Here is a 19,029-nt window from a genome sequence, read left to right on the forward strand (position 1 = left end):
GATTGCAAATTTGCTCAGACTGGGCTAAATTTTAGTGAGTTATGCAATAGTTTAGCGAAATTTGCGCACATCAATTAACCGATGAGCGGAATAATCACAAGCGAGGATGGCATGCGTTACCTGTTTTTAGCCTTGGTGGTACTCAACATGGCTGTTTTTGGTTATTATAGTTTTTTGCGCAAACCTACTGAAAGCCAGTCCGTCTCACAGGCGCGCGCAGCATTGGTTCACCCTGTCACAGCCACCAATGTGTCAAGTGAATTACCCCCCATGATTGGTACTAAAAAGTAAAAATGGCTACCCAAACCAAAGCTATCAACACCAAAGTTACTAAGGAATCATGGTTAGCCTAACCTATTAAGCAACCAATTAGTCTTTTGTTAGCTTTATTCTATAATCGGAATATTCACCACCACTACTAAACCGCCGCCATTGGGCTGATTACGAGCGATGACATTACCATTGTGCAGGTGAGTAATGCGGCTTACAATCGCAAGTCCAAGTCCACTCCCTTGCGTGGTACGTGCCGTTTCGCCCCGCTCAAATGGCTGCATAATCCGCTCAAGCTGATCTTCGGCAACACCTTGCCCTTCATCGCTAACTTTAATGGTTAAATATTTTTGTCTAGGGGTTATCTCTGGCGTTAGATTTTCATCGGTGACCACTTGCTCAGTAGGCTGTAGACCATCATCAATGCCAATCTCAATATGAATGGGCGGCTGACCATAGCGACAAGCATTATTGACCAAATTAACGATCAGACGCTTAATGGATAAGGGTCGCAATGGCACACTGGGCAGATCGTCTTGGATATCGATAATAAATGGGGTGGGGGCAAACTGCACCACAATCTCGTTAATGATGGGGCGTAGATTAGTCAATCGCACTGCTTCATCTGAGCCATCTTTCATAAATGAAATAAACTGCTCCAAAATCGCGTCCATGTCCTCAATGTCATACACTAGCCCTTCCCGCAAAAACTCATCAGGTAGCATCTCAGCTGTGAGTCGCATCCGCGTCAGGGGTGTGCGCAAATCATGGGAAATACCAGCGAGCATAATATTGCGTTCTTTTTGGGTTTGGGTCAGGTTATGAAACAGTCGGTTAAATGCCAAATTCACCTGACGAATCTCTGTTGAGCCTCCATTGGTCGTCAAATTGTTAGCATGCCCAAGCGTGATGTAATCAATCGCCACTTTTTGTAGGCGTTTGAGCGGGCGATTTAATTGTCTGACCAAAAACAAAATAGTCAGCAACGTGGCAAGCGGAATCCCCAATAAGAAAAAATAAATCGACGTTGGGCTATATTTGGCATAAAACTTGACAGGCTCTTGCAGCCAAACATCTGGATGAGCGCTGTCTTGAATATACAAAATCGGTACGGGTTTGAATTTAAAATTGACTGATACAGGGCGCTGCATCACGCTTTCCATCTGTGTTGCCATCCGCTGGGTAAAGTAATCCACCAAGGTTTTTTCTTGAAAAGAAGGTATCTGTTGTGGGTCAGTAATCACGTTAATATGCGAGGCGTCAATAATCCAATTTTTAAGCTCGGGATTGTTTTTAAAATCTTTATCCGCTTTATCAATCATCAACAGCTGATGGGCAAGATAAGTCGCATGGTTTTGTAGCTCTGGTAAATACAGACTGCGCCAAAAAAACCACAGCGACAACGCCACGCTCACCAGTACCATCAACATCACCATCAAGGTGGTTTGCCAAGTGTGGCTATAGCCTTTGAGTTTGGGTAAATGCGGTTTCATGCTGGGGTATCCTGATGGTGGGTTTACAGCTGAGCCAAAACGGGCAACGGCACTTGCATCCTGTTATAATACGCAGATAGCTTGGCAAAATTAAAGGGGCAATCATGCAGTTTTCAAAGTTTGGTGAAAAGTTTACCAAAAATAGCGGTATTTTGCAGTTAATGGATGATTTGGGCAATGCGCTTAACAGTGAGCAACCGATTAATATGCTCGGTGGTGGCAATCCAGCACGTATTGATACAGTTAACCAAACCTATTGGTCGGTGTTTAAAACCCTAGCCGAAGGTGAGATGGGCTCAATGGCCATCGAAAATATCGGAAACTATTCAACGCCGCAGGGCGATGCCAAGTTTATTGCAGCATTGGTAGATTTTTTTAATCGCCATTATAACTGGGGACTTACCACAGACAATATCGCCCTGACCAATGGCTCACAAAACGCATTTTTTTATTTATTTAACTTGTTTGGTGGGCAGTTTGACGATACTACACAAGGCAGCATGGATAAAAAAATTCTATTACCACTTGCTCCAGAATATGTGGGTTATGCCGATGCCCATGTGGATGGGCAGCATTTTATCGCAGTGCCACCCAGCATTGACTTTGTGCAACATCAAGGTGAAGACGGCTTTTTTAAATACCGAGTCGATTTTGACACCCTAGAAAATTTGGCTGAATTGCACAACGGCGAAATCGGGGCAATTTGTTGCTCACGCCCCACCAACCCAACAGGCAACGTGCTGACCGATGACGAAATGGCGCGCCTTGAAGCGATTGCTAAGCGTTTTGATATCCCACTGATTATTGACAATGCGTATGGGATGCCATTCCCCAATATCATCTATAGCCAAGCCACGCTCAATTGGAATGAGCAAATTATTTTGTGCTTTAGCCTATCAAAAATCGGTTTGCCTGGGGTGCGTACAGGGATTGTGGTCGCCAATCCGCAGGTGGTCAAAGCGATTAGCAGTCTAAATGCGATTGTTAATTTAGCGCCGACCCGTTTTGGCGCGGCGATTGCTACGCCACTGCTGCAAGATGATCGTCTAAAAGATTTGTCAGACAATCATATTCGTCCGTTTTATCAAGGACAAGCCAAATTAGCCGTGCAGCTGCTAAAACAAGAACTGGGCGACTTGCCAAGCCCCTATAACAATGCGATGAAAATCCACAAGCCTGAAGGCGCGATTTTCTTGTGGGTATGGTTTAAAGATTTGCCGATAACCACGGTGGAATTATATGAGCGATTAAAAGCCAAAGGCACATTGATTATTCCTAGCGAGCATTTCTTTGTTGGCGTGGATACTGAAAACTTTAAACACGCCCATGAGTGCATCCGCTTAAGCATCGCGCAAGATGATGACACGCTGAAAAAAGGGATTGCCACGATTGGGGAAGTGGTGAGAGCGGTTTATGCCAAGCAATAAAAACAAGCAATAAAAAAAGGGCGCACATCGCGCCCTTTTACTGTTGTTTTGAACAACTAAATTTTCCACTCTACAAAATTCTTCAATAGCTGCAACCCTGCGGTATGGCTTTTTTCGGGGTGGAACTGGGTCGCAAATAAATTATCTTTAATCACGCTGGCACAAAACTCGACGCCATAATCACAGGTTGCCGCCACAATTGAGGTATCAGACGGCACACAATAAAAACTATGCACAAAATAAAAGTGGGTATTATCTTCAATCCCTTGCCAGAGCGGATGCGCCAAATCCATATGGGTGATAGTATTCCAGCCCATATGCGGCACTTTAATGCGTTCGTTTTTGTCATCTAGCCAATGATCATCAAAGCGTTTGACGTCACCACCCAATACCCCTAGACAGTTTACCCCATCATTTTCTTCTGAGCGCTCAAACAATGCCTGCATACCAACACAAATCGCCATCACAGGCTTATTAAATACAGCCGTTTTGACGGCATCAGCGATACCTGCTGCCTGCATCTCTGCCATACAGTCGCGCATTGCCCCTACGCCAGGGAAGACGATTTTGTCCGCTGCCGCAATCACCGCAGGGTCACGCGTGATCGACACATCAGCGCCCACTGCCGTCAAGGCTTTACCCGCCGAATGTAAATTACCCATGCCATAATCTAACAATGCAACCTTTGTCATCTCGTATCCTGTTGTCAAAAAAAGCCCAAAACCGCGATTAAGCGCTGATATCACTTGGCGCTAATCTATCGTCAATTACCAAAGAAGTTTTGAAAAATACCAAAATAGCCATTATATTAATATCATCACATTGCTGCGCAAATAGCACTATTTGCAAAATTTTAAGGACAATAATAATGGCAGAAAAAAACTATTATGACATTTTAGGCGTCGATAAAAAAGCCAGTGAAGCAGATATTAAAAAAGCCTATCGCAAACTGGTGCGACAATACCACCCTGATATCAACGACTCACCCGATGCCGATGCCAAAATGGGTGAAATCAATAATGCCTATGAAACGCTCAAGGACGCTGAAAAACGCGCCCAATACGACATGATGCTCGACAACCCTTATATGGGTCAAGGCTTTGGCGGTATGGGGGGTGGCATGGGCGGCGGTCAGGGCTTTAATGCCAATATGAGCCAAGCAGATTTGGATGAAATCCTCCGTCAGTTTGGCGGTGGGGCGGGCGGTCGTCAGTCGCAAGGCGCGGGTGGCTTTAGATTTGATGATATTTTCTCAACATTTGGGGGCAGTGCAGGCGGTTTTTCAGACGGATTTGGTGGTAGACAGTCGCAACGCTCGAGCAAAGGCGACGATCAGCACGCCGAATTATCAATTGATTTAAAAGCCACTTATGAAGGCGATACCCGTAAAATCAGCCTAAATTTACCTGTACAAACCGCGACAGGGCTGGATTATCAAACCAAAACCATTGAAGTCAAAATCCCCAAAGGTATTGCCGAAGGACAACAAATTCGCTTGGCAAAACAAGGCAATCCAAGCCCGTATGGCGGTGATAATGGCGATTTGTACCTAAAAATTAAATTTAATCACCCAGACAATATCCGTGTAGAAGGCAAAGACGTTTTTCAAACGGTAGACGTTGCGCCTTGGGAAGCAGCCATGGGCGGTCAAATCACGGTCAACACGCCTGCTGGCAAGGTCAATGTCAATGTACCAAAAAATAGCCGCACGGGTACCAATCTTCGCCTTAAAGGTAAAGGTATCCCAGCCAAAGAAGCAGGTGATTTATATTTAAGCTTAAATATCGTGTTGCCAAAAATCGATACAGACGCAGACAGCCAAGCGTTTGAAGCGTTCAAGTCGGCATTTGCTTCATTTGTCCCAACGCGCTAATCTATTGATAATTAAGCTCTATTGATAACTAAGCAATAAAATAGGCAATACAATAAAAAAAATGACAAATAGGCAACAAACATAACTATAACTAGACAAAAGGAGTGCAACATGGCTCAAACCACCCATATGGATTTATCGTTACGGTTAACCTTAGATGATTTGATTACGGCGAGTAGTTGGGATAAAAGCTGGGTATTAGCGCTAATGGATGAAGATATTATTTATGCTGAAACGCCTGCCATCGACAGCCAGCCCTATTTTAATAGCGCACAATTGACAACGGTGCGCCTTGCCTCACGCCTACGCCGTGATTTTGATGCCAGTCCGCAAGCGATTGGCTTGATACTATCGCTGCTTGACGAGCTAAGACCGCTTCGGCAGTTACAGCGGCAAATCACGCTCACGCGAATGGTTCATGATGTGGATGACAGCTAGCAGACATCAAGTTAGCCAACATCAATTAAGTGAATTTAATGCTAAAAAAGGGCGGGTTATAGTGTGATAATCCGCCCTTTTTGTTTGCTACAGTAAACGATTATTGGGCATAACCGTGGTTACGAAGCCAATTTTGTAGCAGTTGAATTTCGGCTTGTTGGGTATCGATTAGGGTATTGGTAAGGCTACGCACCTTGTCATCGTTACCATATTTGGCAACCACTTGTGAGAACGCAATCGCGCCTTTATGATGAATCAGCACGGTTTGGGCAAATGCTTGGTCGGCATTTTTAGTCATGACCGTGTCCACCATTTCTTGCTGCATATCATCGATAATGCTATCGATTTCTTGCTGGGCTGCCACACTATCTGCCATCGGCTGATTAGGGTCCGCGGTGTTTTGAATCAGTTGCATGGCAAGCCAATTCTGTAATATTTGTGATTCATTTTGGCGTGAGCTGATAATATCTCGGGCTAAACCTAGCAGTTCAGGATTTTTGCCGTATCGCTGCTCAATACTGGCAAGCGCGATGGTTTCATCAAAATGACTCAGCATAGCTTTGACAAAAATCATATCAGGCGAGATGGGTATATAGTCAAATTGATTGAGGGCAGTTGGCTCACTGGCTGCAACCGCATCGATACTCGGCTGCTTGATGACAGTAAAATACGCTTCTTGATAGTCATTGATGGTACTTGAGGCAGGCATCACATAACCTTGTGCCAGTTGACTGATGGTGAGCATGTTTTTATTGATTGCCTGGGTGTCTAATACTTGGGGCAATGGTTTATCATCAAATTCTTGGGGCGCGCTCACGGCGGCAGCGGTCGGGGGGGCTGGCTGCTGAGAATCAGATTGCTCACAACCAATCAGGCTGATAACTGCGATGACAAGCAAGATTGGTGGTGCGGTGTTGGCCATGTATCGGCTCCCATGCCTTAATTTTTATATGGTGTGTTTTGAAATGATGATTGTAAGCATTAACTGTAAGCGTTGACTGTCAGCATTGATGATCAGTCTTAGGCAAGAGTATAAAGTAGGGCAAGCACAGTGACTATATCAATTGTGTCATGGCAGGTTACTTATCATTTGCTAACTGCTGATTGTGCTAGCTGTCGATTGTGCTAGCTGCCGCTTGCGGGCAATATCCCTGCCAAGGTAAAAAATGCGCGATAAGCGGCTACTTTTTTCTCCAAGCTTTGCGGGTAAGCGCGCGAGGTGGATGGCAACCGATAAATACCAAATGTTCGCCCAAAAGCGTTAACTTCAAGAAACTGATTGGTTTTTGGTAGTTTATAGGGTGTTTGGCTGGGGTTAAAATAGGGTGAAGCGGGGTCACTGATACTTTGGTTGACCAGCGCTATCAGCACTTCTGTGGCTTTGCCACCTGTGGTATAAATCCACTTGACCTGCTCAAGTTGTGCCAAAACTTTACCCAAATCAACCGTAGCAACCACGGTCAAATGTTCGTCAGCCGCATTGCCTTTTTCACGGATGACATGAGTGACTGAGGGACATTCACCGATTTTATAAGTTTGTAAAAATGCTTTAATTTTTTCGGCATCAAAGCGTTTTTCGTCACCAACTCGAAAATAATCGATATCATCAAAAAACACCTTGCCCATGATACGCCACATATCATTATAAAAATTGGGATAATGAAATGCCATGCACCATTTGTCAGGCGTGGGCGGCATGGTACCCATCATCAAAACTTTGGTATCAGCAAAAAAGAAATTACCAAACGGATGGGCTTCGACACGCGGGTCAGTCAATAAATCAGCAGACATATCAGTTTTTATTTCTAATTAAATACACGCCAAGCGCGGCACTGGCAATAATCGGTAACAGCACCATAAAAAACGGTGAAAATCCCGTGCTTAGACTGACAAACCCGACCAAATCTTGCAGATAACTAAATACCAAGCCAAAGAGCAGAGCAATCACAATGCGATAGCCCAAGCTTTGGTTACGCAAGGAGCCAAATACAAATGAACAAGCAACCAACACTAGCGATAGCATGGCAAAAGGCGACAATAGTTTTTTCCAAAAGGCAACTTCATGCTCAAGCGAGCGGCGTTTGTCTTTGGCTAGCAGCTGTTGGTGCTGCCATAATTCGGTCACTGACATGTTATCAGGGCTGCGTGTTAACAGATAAATCGCTGATGGCTCAATGGGTAATTGCAGCGTCATAGTCGGGATGGTAGTCAACTGACTGTGCCCATCGGCGGAAATGGTTAATTGTTTGATTTGTTGCAGCTGCCAGCCCGATGTCTTATCGGCGGTGTTTTGACTGACAAAGCTGCCAGTATCGGCTTGCAGCACTTGCTGGATATGGGCAGTGTCGTCTAGCTGCCAAACTTTGATATTTTTGAGCTCGCCTTTGGTATTGGCATAGTCAATATTGATGATACGGTTGGCTTGTTTGTCCCAATAACCGTTGATGGCACTTGATAGCAAAGGCTTGTCATGTTTGACTTGGTGCGCTAACTGATTGCTAGTTGGCACTACATACTGGCCAAGTAATAGACCGATAATGACAAAAAGAATCGCTGGTTGCATCACCCAACCGACTATTTTAAAGCGGCTGATACCTGCTGCTTGAATCACCGTCAACTCACTGGTGTTGGCAAGCAAGCCTAGACCTACCACTGCGCCTAATAGCGTGCCAAATGGCATATAGTCGAGTAAATCACTGGGTGCACTATAGGCAATAAAACGCAAGGCATCTAAATAATTGTAATGATCATTGAGATCCTGCAACTCTGCCAGATAATCAAAGACGACTTTAAGTAGCCAAAGACCAATGATAGCCCCTGTCATGGCAAAAAGCGCTTGTTTTTTAACGTAACGAGATAAAATCATGGCTGACCGCCTGCGGGCAACTGACGACTTTGGCGACGATAGCGGACACGATGTACCACGCGGCTTTGCCAATTTAACAACAATGCAAATGCGATAAAACCAACGATTAGCCAAATATACGCGTACTCACTAATGCTTTCTTTACCAATGGCAGTGCGTAGCGAAATGATACTAATCGCACAGCTAGCAAATATGAGCACGGAAGGTAACAGACGAAGCCAGCGTCCTTGACGGGGGCGTACCTGTGCAAGCGGGGTAGCAAGCATCGCCGCAATGATAATCAGCCACGGCATGGTAAAGCGATAGCCCAGCTCGGCTTTGACTTCGGGTTTTTGGGTATTGGCGAGCAGTTTGGCAGTAGTTTGGGTTTCGACATTGGTTTCGGTAATTTTTTCACTGGCAGGTTTTTCTAGGGTAATGCGATATTTTTCAAAACTGGCTTGGTTATAGTTGGCCTGATTGGTGCCAAGCTCATAGCGACGACCTTGAAACAAATCCAGCTGCATTGAGCTATCCGTGTCTTTACTGGGTACTTGATAGGCGCGCGTGGCGGTAATGATAACATCGTTTTTGGCGATTTTACCGCTTTTGTCGGTTTGCTGTTGCACCACGTATAGATTTTTGAGTTCACGTTTTTCTTTATCAAATTCATCGACATACAGGTGATAGTTGCCACTGCTGATAAAGGTTTTTGGACGGACTAAATCGAGCAAACTACCGAGCGACTGGGTCTGCCAAATCTGCTCACTGTTAGACAGTCCCCATGGTTTTGCCAAAAGACTAATTCCCATTTGAAATATAAATAACCCAGTAATCAGCGGAATCATCAAACGTGTCAAACGACCACGACTGATGCCACTGGCAAACAGGACGCTCATCTCCTGATCCACGTACATACGACCGAGCACGAGCATCAGTGCGATAAAAAATGACAGCGGTAAAATCAGCTCAAGAAAGGTTGGAATGTTATAGCCAATAATGGCGAACAGCAAACCAACATCCAGCCTGCCTTCTGCAGCGATACCAAAATAGCGGATTAAGCGACCGCCCAGCATTAGCGCCATCAGAAATAACAGCACAATCGCAGTATTAGCGGCGACTTGTTGCGTCATATAGCGTCGTAATATCACAAGTAACCACCTAATATTACTCAAAAATTAATCAATTCAAACAGCTAGGGAAGTAAATGCCAATATTGTACGACATCATACCATTCGGCGCATCTGTTAATCGGCTATTTTAGCGCGTCACCGAGAGATTATGAATATGAATACTGTAAGGTAACATTTCACAATGATTTTTCACCACCACTTTTTACAGCCGCTTTATCAAAGCCATTTTTTACAAAGACTTTTTACAACCGCATTTTACCCTACACAATGACGCCTGCTATCCCATCCCCCAATGTGATAACCCAAATACGATAATAGGTATGCTATGATAATAGTTATTTCTTGATGACAATAATTAAGGAGCTTAAATGAGTTTGACGTTGACACTAGCGACCGCGCTTAAAAAAACGGTCAAGAATAGCTATCACGTGGTATTGGTAGATGACAATAGCCAAACTATGGGGCAACTAACGAGTGAGCTACAAACCGCTGTCAGTAGCCTAATTGAAGCAAGTCGTTTTAAGGGTAAGCTTGCCGACACCGCTATCAGTTATGGCACAGATAACAATACGGGTCTGTTATTGGTTGGCGTGGGTAGTCAAGACAAATTAAATGGCGGTAGCCTGCAAAAAATTGCCAAAGCGATTTATGCAAGTTTGAGCCGTCTTACCAAATCTGCCGTGATTAGTTTAGGCGATAGTATGGATGAAGTGAGTTTTGGTCAGCTAGCATTAGCCCTGTTGAATCAAAGCTATACCTTTGATATTTATAAATCGCAAAAAGCGGATAAACCGACGCTAAAAGACGTGACCTTATTGGTCAGCGCAGACAAACAAGCCGAGTTTGACACCCTGCTACAGCTGCAGCAGGCGACTGCGCAAGGTCAATCACTCACCAAAGATTTGGCAAATCAGCCACCGAATGTATGTTTCCCTGCCTATCTTGCAGAGCAAGCGCAAAGCTTGGCAAATCAATACCCAGAGCTATTGACGGTCAAGGTATTGGGTGAAAAAGACATGCAGCAATTAGGGATGAACTGCTTTTTGGCAGTCGCTCGCGGCTCAGCGCATGAAGCTAAGCTAGTATTACTTGAGTACAATGGCAAAGCCGCCAAAAAAGACAAAAACAGCAAAACCAAAGGCAAAAAATCAAGCCTAGAGCAACCGATTGTACTTGTAGGCAAAGGCATCACCTTTGACAGTGGTGGTATCTCACTCAAACCAGGTCTAGGTATGGGGGAGATGAAATACGACATGGGCGGTGCAGCTGCAGTCATGGGGATGATTAAAGCGCTATGTGAAGCGCGTCTACCGCTGCAAGTCGTTGGCGTACTCGCTTGTGCGGAGAATATGCCATCAGGAACAGCGACTCGCCCTGGCGATATCGTCACCGCCATGAATGGTAAAACCGTGGAAATCCTCAATACTGATGCAGAAGGTCGTTTGGTACTTTGCGACACCTTGGTATATGTACAGCGCTATCAGCCAAAAGTGATTATCGACATGGCAACCTTGACTGGGGCGTGTATCGTGGCGCTGGGTTATGTGCGCTCAGGTCTATACAGTAACAATGAAGATGTGATTTTTGAACTTGAACAAGCTAGCGAATCAGCGTATGACCGTGTTTGGCACATGCCACTAGATGATGACTACCAAGAGCAGCTTAAATCCAACATGGCAGATATGCAAAACATTGGCGGTATGCCGGCAGGGTCAGTCACAGCGGCGTGTTTTTTATCGAAATTTGTGGAAGATATTCCTTGGGCGCACTTGGATATTGCGGGAACGGCATGGCAGTCGGGCAAAGAGCCAACCGCAACCGGTCGTCCAGTACCGCTATTGATGCATTATCTTTATCGCCAAGCTGCCCAAGATGCAGTCTAGGTGATAGGACGCTGACCACCCTATGACGGCATCGCAAATTAGTTTTTATATTTTATCCCCGCAAAAAAAACAGCTGGCGTTCGTCTGCCAGCTGATTTCAACTGTGCTGACCAAAAGCGAGGATAGCATTATCGTGGTGGCAGCGTCCGAGCTATTACCCTCACTTGATGACCGATTATGGTCATTGAGTGATGTGGCGTTTATTCCCCACCAAATTATCCAGCAACTTGATGCTTTTCATCATCAAAAAATCCCTGCCAGTGTGGTACTCACCGATAATATCGAACTTGTCACCCAATTTGATGGCGTCGTTATCAATCTCACTAACGAAGCAATTGTAGATACCCAAGCTAGCCGCCTGCTAGAGGTCATCGACGCCGCCCCCGAACAGGTTGAAAGTGGTCGCCACAAATACCGCGTTTATCAAGCACAATTACAAGCCCTAGCAACTAGCAGCGTACCTGCCATCCAAGTTTTTCAAATCCGATAACCTCTCTACCCAACACTTTGATAACTTTAAATTGACAAGTTGGCGATTTTAAAAATAATTTATGCAAATTGTTAAAAAATGTTAATATATCAGCCATTTTTGCGGTGAAATATTAAGAGGTTATTATGTTAAAACTTATCCAAGCATATCAGCGCGTGGGGTTGGTGCCTTTGATTGTGATAGGGCTGATACTGGGTATCTTAGTCGGTTCATTAGCCAATCCGACTATCATCGGCGGTTTATCCATGAGTGTGGCGCAAACCATCTCAATTTTGGGTGCGTTGTTTGTTGGTGCGTTAAAAGCGATTGCACCGTTGTTGGTGTTTATCTTAATTATTGCCGCTATTAGTCAGCATAAATCAGGCACTCAGGTCAATGTCCGATCAACCTTGGTGCTGTATATGGCAGGTACGTTCTTGGCAGCTTTGACCGCCGTCATGGCAAGTTTTTTATTCCCAACCGAATTGATTTTAAAAGCCGGTGAAGTCAGTCAGACGCCACCGTCATCCTTAGCAGAAGTGATAAAAGTACTCTTGACCAACATGGTGGAAAATCCTGTCAAATCGATCGTCAATGCCAACTACATGGGCGTGTTATCTTGGGCAGCGATTTTAGGTCTTGCCTTGCGCCATGCCTCAGACCATACCAAGCAAATGATTAACGATTTGGCGGAAGCGGTCTCAAGCGTGGTCAAATGGGTGATTTGGTTTGCGCCATTGGGCGTGTTTGGCTTGGTGACACAAACCATCGCTGAAACGGGCCTGTCGGTGTTATTAAGTTATGCCCGTTTGTTAGCGGTATTGGTCGGCTCTATGGCATTTATCGCGTTGGTTGTAAACCCATTGATTGTATTTGTCAAAACCCGCAAAAATCCCTATCCATTGGTATTTACGTGTCTTAAAGAAAGTGGCATCACTGCCTTCTTTACTCGCAGTTCAGCCGCCAATATTCCTGTGAATCTAAACCTTGCGCATAAGTTGGGTTTGCATGAAGATACCTATTCAATCACTATTCCACTAGGTGCCACCATTAATATGGCAGGGGCGGCGATTACCATCAATGTCATGACATTGGCGGCGGCCCATACGTTAGGTATTCACGTGGACTTTGGGTCTGCGCTGTTGTTAGCGGTGGTATCTACCTTAGCTGCGGCGGGGGCATCGGGTGTTGCAGGGGGGTCATTGCTATTGATACCATTGGCCTGTAGTTTCTTTAATATTCCTGACACCATTGCCATGCAGGTAGTCGCGATTGGCTTTATTATTGGGGTAATACAAGACTCGGTTGAAACAGCACTCAACTCATCAACGGACGTGTTATTCACTGCGGCCGCGGATCCCAAATATGCTTATCATCGCTAAAGGTTGCTAAAGATTTTGAGTCATATAACAATAAAAAAAGGTATTCAGATTGTCTTTTTTATTGACCAAATAATCAATCCACTAATTAGCCACAAAAAAAGATGCCACGCAGGCATCTTTTTTTATAAAAATCGTTTAACAATTAACGATTATGGGTTTACTACAACGGGCACGGTCTGTACGTCAACGGGTACGGTCGTCGTTGTTGAGGCAATCGCTGTATTGTCATCAACCGGTTGCACGGTGACCGATTGAACCGCAGGACCTGTTTGGGTAACTTGCGCTACTGGTACCACCCTAGGATTTGACTGGGCATTTCTAGGCGCAGCGGGCGCAACAGATTTGTTGCTGCTTTCGTCGATTTTTAGTTCAGCTGGGATATCAATGTTTACTTCGCTCGTTCTTTTAGTCGCTTTGCTGCCTTTTTTAGCCGTGGCTGAAGCTTTTGCGCTGTGCTTATTTTTTGATGCTTTTGTTGATTTTTGAGTGGTGGCTTTTTGTGGTTTTGCTTTTGCCGTGGCTACATTTTTGTGTGTGGTCGTCGATTTGGTCGTAGTCGTTACTTTGGTCGCTGCTTGGGCACTCACGGTAAGACCTGTTGCTATGACTAATGCAGTAAGTGTTGTGGCTAACTTTTTCATAATTTTTTCCTCATTGTTGATTGCTATACTTGTGTCTATAGTTATATAGGTAGTTAGTATAATTCCCAAATATGACAGTATTATAAAGAGAATCACTGTTAAGGGAATACTAAAAGCCTAGATGCCATTATAAAACAATCATCGGCAGCAACAATGTAAGGATTAGGGACAAAATGTTGAGAATACGTAAACAAATCCTAATGCCATTAAGGAAGTCACTCGGTGGCGTTAACAATCAGTGAGATTGTCAATGCAAGCTACAGCTACATTAACACAGCATTGCAATACTTACTAATGCTTACCAGAAGCATGAACATCATTAACCATGCATGGTTTTTTTTTGCACTTTGTTATACACAGGCTATGAGAAAGCCACAAACCTTACAAAAGTGCTCGTTACAACGCTATAGAATTATTTTAATATGTACTCATGCAATAAAGCATAGGTTAACAGGCTTTAACTAAAACTAAAATGTAAAGTGTTTAAAGTATCTAAATGCAAAATGTCTAACTGCAGCGCATGACATTTAAAACAATAAAAAAAAGGAGAGTTATCATGTTTCGTTGGGCTATTATTTTTGCGGTAATCGCACTCATTGCGAGTTTCTTAGGTTTTGGTGGTGTTGCAGGTTTATCGGCAAACTTGGCATATGTGTTCTTGGCAGTAGCGGTAATTTTATTTATCATCGCCTTTATTAGCCGAAAAGTTTAAATCCGACGTTGCAAAATCGCAAAGTTTTACAACGTTTTAATAAGTTAAGATAGGTCGATTTAACTAAGTATGGTTTTATCGAATACGCTTAAAATAACCTTTTAATATATTAAAACACGTTTGTTTGATGCAAAGTGTTAAAAATTAAAAGGTTATTTTTTTTTATCAGAATTTTCATTCAAATATAGCTTTGCCTCGTACGCCAGCAATGCCAGTAAGGCAACCAAAAATGGCATGATGTAATACAGTAATCTAAAAATCAATAATACCGCCAGCATCTGCGTCCGATCGACTTTTGGCAAAGCCGTAATCATGACCACTTCAAATACGCCCAATCCCCCAGGGACATGACTTAAGATGCCAATTGCCATGGATTGAATAAACGCAGAAAAGGTCGCCCAATAGCTGATATGCTCAGAAGGCGGCAACAGTAAGTACAGTACCAACGCCACGGTACTTAAATCTAAAATGGCAATCGCAATCTGTTGCAGCACAATTTTGGCGGGCGGTAAGTCAAAGCGCCAACCGCGAATCACCACATGTTTGCCTTGCTTGCCAGCATATACAATAATCGCAGCAATCATACTTAACATGGTGATGCCAAGCATCCGTACATATAAAGTATGATCAAAGATGCCAAGCGATTTATCCAGTTCAGACAATAGTTGAATGGTAATCTCAGGATGGCTAGTCAAAGACGCCCCAATCAACGTGGTAATGCCAAAGGTAAACGCCATCGACACCATCCAGACGATGTTGGCAATTTCATTATGAGTCAGATTAAAACGGCGATAGTTACGATAACGGATACCACTCGCGGTGACAAGATTGAGTCCAATGGTGTGACTAATGGCATAAGCGGTAAAAGAGGTGAGGGCGACATGGCGGTAATCAAGTTTTTTGCCGATTTGGCGGAGCGCAATAAAATCATAAATGGTGAGTACTAAATAACCAAAAGCCACCACGATGGCGGCGATAATAAGATGGAAGGTAGGAATATGCGCGATAGCGTCTAGAACGTCTTGATAGTGCACAGTTTTGGTCAAATGATAAAGCGCACGAATTGCCATAAAGAAAATCAATACCGTAATCGCTGTTAATGCAAGTCGCCAAACCTGCTTAAACCAAGAGCTATTCATGCATTCAACCTAATATTTTTTAGTAGACATTACAATCATTTAATCAATTAATCGTCAACATTACTTTCATTATCTTCAAACAATGTTAAATTCAGCTCGTCATCTTGCGCAGTAGGGGTTTGGTGCGCCAAACGCTGAGCACGCAGTCGTTTGAGTCTTCGAATAGTCAATAACTTAAGTACTTGCCGCTTTTGCGAGTCATTCATCATTAGCCAAAGGTCACGCTCGGTACGATTGCGCAAACAGCCTTTACAATACCCTTGTTTATCTAGCTCGCAGACTTGAATACAAGGACTGGCAATCTCAAATAACTCTTGCTGCTCCATCGCGGTGATAACTCCTGACGACGCCATGCAAATGGACGAGTAATCCACCTATGCAGAGATAGGGTTAACTGGGCGGAAAATCAAATAATAGCGGCAAAAACGTACCATCAACTACGGCTATCTAACTAACACGACAAATTTTAACGTGTTGAAACCTGGCACCATGGCTATTTTAGCCAAGCAATGCTAAGATTAAATGTTGGCCAAATCAACCACAGTCGATATGATAATTTACTATAATTAAAAAATAGCGAGAAAACCATGCAAATTGTGTATATTCACGGACTTGATAGTAATCCAAACGCCGAAAAAGCGCAAAAACTCAAAGATTTTTGTGCCAAAAATTTCCCACAAATCAAGGTTGTTGCGCCCGACTTGAATCGTTCACCCAATGAGTCGATTGCTTTAATCCAAGAAATTATTGCCAAAGACCCGAATACAGGTTTGGTCGGTAGTTCGCTGGGTGGATTTTATGGCAATATTTTGGCAAATTTGACAGGTAAAAAAACGGTATTGCTCAATCCAAGTGTGCACAGTGGCACAAGTCTCAAGCGTTTTTTTGGGGAAGATTTTGACAGTTTACCCGATGACTATGTCGGTCACGTCACCCCCGATGGCTGGCATATTAGCAAAAAAGATATTGAGTGGCTGGTAGCAAATCGCCCCGAACAATCGCTCAATCCGCAAAATTTATTGGTAATTTTGAAAAAAGGCGATGAGTTGCTCAATTTCCAAGATGCGGTCAATTATTTTAGTCAAAGCGCTTTGGAAAAAAGCAATGCCCAAAGCCATATCATCGTGGAAGAGGGTGGCGACCATGTGATGAGTGATTTTGAAACCAAATTACCGCAAATTGTGCAATTTTTGTTTGGCTTGCCGTTGATTCAATAAAAAATGTTGGTCAAATTAAAGTTTAGTGTTATTTAATGGGAAAAAAATGAGCAATTATACATCCACCTCACTTGAAGTATTAGAAGGTCTTGACCCGGTCCGCCGTCGTCCTGGCATGTACACTGATACCACCCGCCCCAACCACCTGGCACAAGAAGTCATCGACAACTCAGTGGACGAAGCCCTTGCAGGTCACGCCAAAAACATTACTGTCATTCTACACACCGACGGTTCGTTGTCAGTCGAAGATGACGGACGCGGCATGCCCACCGACATTCACCCCGAATTTAAGCAATCGGGCATTGAACTGATTTTGACACGCCTACACGCAGGCGGTAAATTTTCTACCGACAACTACCAAGTCTCAGGCGGTCTGCATGGGGTGGGGATTTCAGTCGTCAATGCTTTGTCGCACAAAGTCGATGTCACTGTGTGGCGAAATGGCGAAGTGTTCACCATGCAATTTGTCGATGGCAATGCCGTTGCTCCGCTGGCGGTTGCGCCGTCTTCTAACAAGAAAAAACGCGGTACGTTGGTGCGGTTTTGGGTCAATGAAACATACTTTGATTCACCAAAATTTAACATTAAACAACTCAAACATCATCTTAAAGCTAAAGCCGTGTTATCGGCAGGGCTAACCATCACTTTTATCAATGAAATTGACGGCGATAAAGACGTTTGGCAATTTACCGATGGGCTATCGCAATATCTCACCGAGCAACTGGTCGAAGAAATCACCCTCCCAGAACAGCCATTCGTGTTTAATTACGACGCCAAAAAAGGCGAACGAGCAGGGTTAAGTTTTGCCATTTGTTGGCTTAGCGAGGGTGGTACGCCTGTGCAAGAAAGCTACGTTAACTTGATTCCTACAGCACAAGGTGGCACGCACGTCAATGGACTACGCACAGGCATTACTGACGCGTTAAAAGAATTTTGTGAACTGCACAATCTACTGCCGCGCAACGTCAAACTCGCTCCTGAAGATGTGTGGGATGGGGTCAATTATATTTTATCGCTAAAATTCTCCGAACCGCAATTTAGCGGACAGACCAAAGAGCGCCTATCGAGCCGAGAAGCGGCAGGCGTGGTGCAAGCCTTTGCCAAAGATGGCTTTAGCTTGTGGCTCAATCAAAACTCAGAGATTGCCAAACAAATCGCTGAATTGGCGATTAATAAAGCAGGCAAACGGCTAAAATCTGCCAAAAAAGTTGAGCGTAAAAAAATCACCCAAGGACCGGCACTGCCAGGCAAATTGGCGGATTGTCGCGGTGATTTGCGAGATGGGGCGGAGCTGTTTTTGGTGGAAGGGGACTCGGCAGGTGGCTCGGCAAAACAGGCACGTGACCGTCACTTCCAAGCGATTATGCCCCTGCGAGGCAAGATTTTGAACACGTGGGAAGTATCGCCCGATACGGTGCTTGCCAGTGAAGAAATCCACAACATCGCCATTGCCATTGGTGTTGACCCCGATTCGGACGATTTGAGCGAACTGCGTTATGATAAAATCTGTATTTTGGCAGATGCCGATTCGGATGGACTGCATATTGCCACGCTGCTGTGTGCGCTGTTTGTCAAACACTTTAAAGCAGTCGTTGATGCAGGGCATTTGTATGTCGCTATGCCACCGCTATACCGCATTGATATTGGTAAAGAGGTGGAGTACGCCCTTGATAATGACGAGCTTGAGCAAATCTTGAAAAAAGTGGCAAAAAATAAAAAGCCGCAAATTACCCGATTTAAGGGCTTGGGCGAGATGAGTGCCGAACAGCTACGTGAAACCACGATGAATCCTGATACGCGACGTTTGGTGCAGCTAGACCTTGATGACCCAACTGCAACCGATAGCGTGATGGATATGCTGCTTGCCAAAAAACGCGCCAGCGACCGTAAAACATGGCTTGAGCAAAAAGGCGATTTGGCGGAAATTGGGGTTTAATGGCTACGCAAAAATGATTGACGTTAAGCCTACACTGATAGCGTGTACTTTTGAAAGTGCAGGGCTATCAGCTACGTTTAAACATTATCAAGTAGATAAATCCTATGACGCTTTAGAGTTTTCAAAAGAAAGTGACGCTCGTTATATGATTTATCAATTTTCCCCTTCTGC

Annotated in this window: 19 protein-coding genes; 10 read left to right on the forward strand and 9 right to left on the reverse strand. The window is 44.2% G+C overall.

Annotated features, from left to right (window positions below; genetic code table 11):
* The first annotated feature begins 111 nt into the window (after positions 1-111).
* On the forward strand, positions 112-291 hold the full coding sequence (locus RT034_RS07535; RefSeq protein ID WP_065253579.1) for a hypothetical protein: 180 nt from the start codon (positions 112-114) through the stop codon (positions 289-291).
* A gap of 95 nt (positions 292-386) precedes the next feature.
* On the opposite strand, the gene RT034_RS07540 is transcribed toward RT034_RS07535, so the two are convergent.
* Positions 387-1,763 carry an ATP-binding protein gene (locus tag RT034_RS07540; protein WP_313015669.1) on the reverse strand — a complete coding sequence of 459 codons (1,377 nt, stop codon included), beginning with the start codon at positions 1,761-1,763 and terminating at the stop codon, positions 387-389.
* A gap of 104 nt (positions 1,764-1,867) precedes the next feature.
* Here RT034_RS07540 and RT034_RS07545 point away from each other — a divergent pair, with 104 nt between their 5' ends.
* Positions 1,868-3,190 carry a valine--pyruvate transaminase gene (locus tag RT034_RS07545; RefSeq protein WP_313015671.1) on the forward strand — a complete coding sequence of 441 codons (1,323 nt, stop codon included), beginning with the start codon at positions 1,868-1,870 and terminating at the stop codon, positions 3,188-3,190.
* Positions 3,191-3,246: 56 nt separating this feature from the next.
* Here RT034_RS07545 and hisH read toward each other — a convergent pair whose 3' ends face one another.
* The gene (gene hisH / locus RT034_RS07550) at positions 3,247-3,882 is read right to left on the reverse strand and encodes an imidazole glycerol phosphate synthase subunit HisH (protein WP_313015672.1); all 636 of its coding nucleotides are present in this window, start codon (positions 3,880-3,882) and stop codon (positions 3,247-3,249) included.
* A gap of 176 nt (positions 3,883-4,058) precedes the next feature.
* Here hisH and RT034_RS07555 point away from each other — a divergent pair, with 176 nt between their 5' ends.
* Both RT034_RS07555 and RT034_RS07560 read left to right on the forward strand, forming a co-directional pair.
* Positions 4,059-5,063 (forward strand): DnaJ C-terminal domain-containing protein, encoded by a 1,005-nt coding sequence (locus RT034_RS07555; protein WP_313015674.1) that lies wholly within the window; start codon positions 4,059-4,061, stop codon positions 5,061-5,063.
* Between the two features lie 111 nt (positions 5,064-5,174).
* On the forward strand, positions 5,175-5,501 hold the full coding sequence (locus RT034_RS07560; protein WP_309596459.1) for a chaperone modulator CbpM: 327 nt from the start codon (positions 5,175-5,177) through the stop codon (positions 5,499-5,501).
* A 100-nt stretch (positions 5,502-5,601) separates the two neighbouring features.
* Here RT034_RS07560 and RT034_RS07565 read toward each other — a convergent pair whose 3' ends face one another.
* From RT034_RS07565 to lptF, 4 genes are all read right to left on the reverse strand, one after another.
* Entirely contained in the window at positions 5,602-6,423 is an 822-nt protein-coding gene (locus RT034_RS07565) for a DUF305 domain-containing protein (RefSeq protein WP_313015676.1), read from the reverse strand.
* Between the two features lie 203 nt (positions 6,424-6,626).
* Positions 6,627-7,292 carry a DNA glycosylase gene (locus RT034_RS07570; protein WP_313015679.1) on the reverse strand — a complete coding sequence of 222 codons (666 nt, stop codon included), beginning with the start codon at positions 7,290-7,292 and terminating at the stop codon, positions 6,627-6,629.
* Position 7,293: 1 nt separating this feature from the next.
* Positions 7,294-8,367: an LPS export ABC transporter permease LptG gene (gene lptG, locus RT034_RS07575; RefSeq protein ID WP_313015681.1), complete on the reverse strand. Its 1,074-nt coding sequence runs from the start codon at positions 8,365-8,367 to the stop codon at positions 7,294-7,296.
* On the reverse strand, positions 8,364-9,479 hold the full coding sequence (lptF, locus tag RT034_RS07580) for an LPS export ABC transporter permease LptF (protein WP_409566339.1): 1,116 nt from the start codon (positions 9,477-9,479) through the stop codon (positions 8,364-8,366). Before lptF ends, lptG begins: the two co-directional genes overlap by 4 nt.
* Before the next feature lie 368 nt (positions 9,480-9,847).
* Between lptF and RT034_RS07585 the strand changes: the two genes are divergently transcribed.
* The 3 genes from RT034_RS07585 (at position 9,848) to sstT (ending at position 13,213) form a co-directional block, all read left to right on the forward strand.
* Positions 9,848-11,362: a leucyl aminopeptidase gene (locus RT034_RS07585; protein WP_313015686.1), complete on the forward strand. Its 1,515-nt coding sequence runs from the start codon at positions 9,848-9,850 to the stop codon at positions 11,360-11,362.
* A 22-nt stretch (positions 11,363-11,384) separates the two neighbouring features.
* Complete coding sequence (locus RT034_RS07590; protein WP_313015689.1) at positions 11,385-11,852, forward strand: DNA polymerase III subunit chi; 468 nt, start codon at positions 11,385-11,387, stop codon at positions 11,850-11,852.
* 125 nt (positions 11,853-11,977) lie between these two features.
* Positions 11,978-13,213: a serine/threonine transporter SstT gene (sstT, locus tag RT034_RS07595; RefSeq protein WP_313015691.1), complete on the forward strand. Its 1,236-nt coding sequence runs from the start codon at positions 11,978-11,980 to the stop codon at positions 13,211-13,213.
* Positions 13,214-13,362: 149 nt separating this feature from the next.
* On the opposite strand, the gene RT034_RS07600 is transcribed toward sstT, so the two are convergent.
* A complete protein-coding gene (locus RT034_RS07600) occupies positions 13,363-13,854 on the reverse strand; it encodes a hypothetical protein (RefSeq protein ID WP_313015694.1) in 492 nt (163 codons plus the stop codon).
* A gap of 556 nt (positions 13,855-14,410) precedes the next feature.
* Here RT034_RS07600 and RT034_RS07605 point away from each other — a divergent pair.
* Complete coding sequence (locus tag RT034_RS07605; RefSeq protein ID WP_007115844.1) at positions 14,411-14,566, forward strand: DUF1328 domain-containing protein; 156 nt, start codon at positions 14,411-14,413, stop codon at positions 14,564-14,566.
* 152 nt (positions 14,567-14,718) lie between these two features.
* Here RT034_RS07605 and RT034_RS07610 read toward each other — a convergent pair whose 3' ends face one another.
* Both RT034_RS07610 and RT034_RS07615 read right to left on the reverse strand, forming a co-directional pair.
* Positions 14,719-15,705 carry a putative bifunctional lysylphosphatidylglycerol flippase/synthetase gene (locus RT034_RS07610; protein WP_203171285.1) on the reverse strand — a complete coding sequence of 329 codons (987 nt, stop codon included), beginning with the start codon at positions 15,703-15,705 and terminating at the stop codon, positions 14,719-14,721.
* 47 nt (positions 15,706-15,752) lie between these two features.
* On the reverse strand, positions 15,753-16,058 hold the full coding sequence (locus RT034_RS07615) for a DUF1289 domain-containing protein (RefSeq protein ID WP_309593768.1): 306 nt from the start codon (positions 16,056-16,058) through the stop codon (positions 15,753-15,755).
* Positions 16,059-16,292: 234 nt separating this feature from the next.
* Here RT034_RS07615 and RT034_RS07620 point away from each other — a divergent pair, with 234 nt between their 5' ends.
* Together RT034_RS07620 and parE are read left to right on the forward strand one after the other, a co-directional pair.
* Complete coding sequence (locus tag RT034_RS07620; protein WP_313015698.1) at positions 16,293-16,922, forward strand: YqiA/YcfP family alpha/beta fold hydrolase; 630 nt, start codon at positions 16,293-16,295, stop codon at positions 16,920-16,922.
* Positions 16,923-16,968: 46 nt separating this feature from the next.
* Positions 16,969-18,858 (forward strand): DNA topoisomerase IV subunit B, encoded by a 1,890-nt coding sequence (gene parE / locus RT034_RS07625; RefSeq protein WP_313015701.1) that lies wholly within the window; start codon positions 16,969-16,971, stop codon positions 18,856-18,858.
* Positions 18,859-19,029 lie beyond the last annotated feature (171 nt).

It is taken from the genome of Moraxella sp. CTOTU48841 (assembly GCF_032061225.1).
In the GTDB taxonomy this organism is placed as follows: Bacteria; Pseudomonadota; Gammaproteobacteria; order Pseudomonadales; family Moraxellaceae; genus Faucicola; species Faucicola cinerea.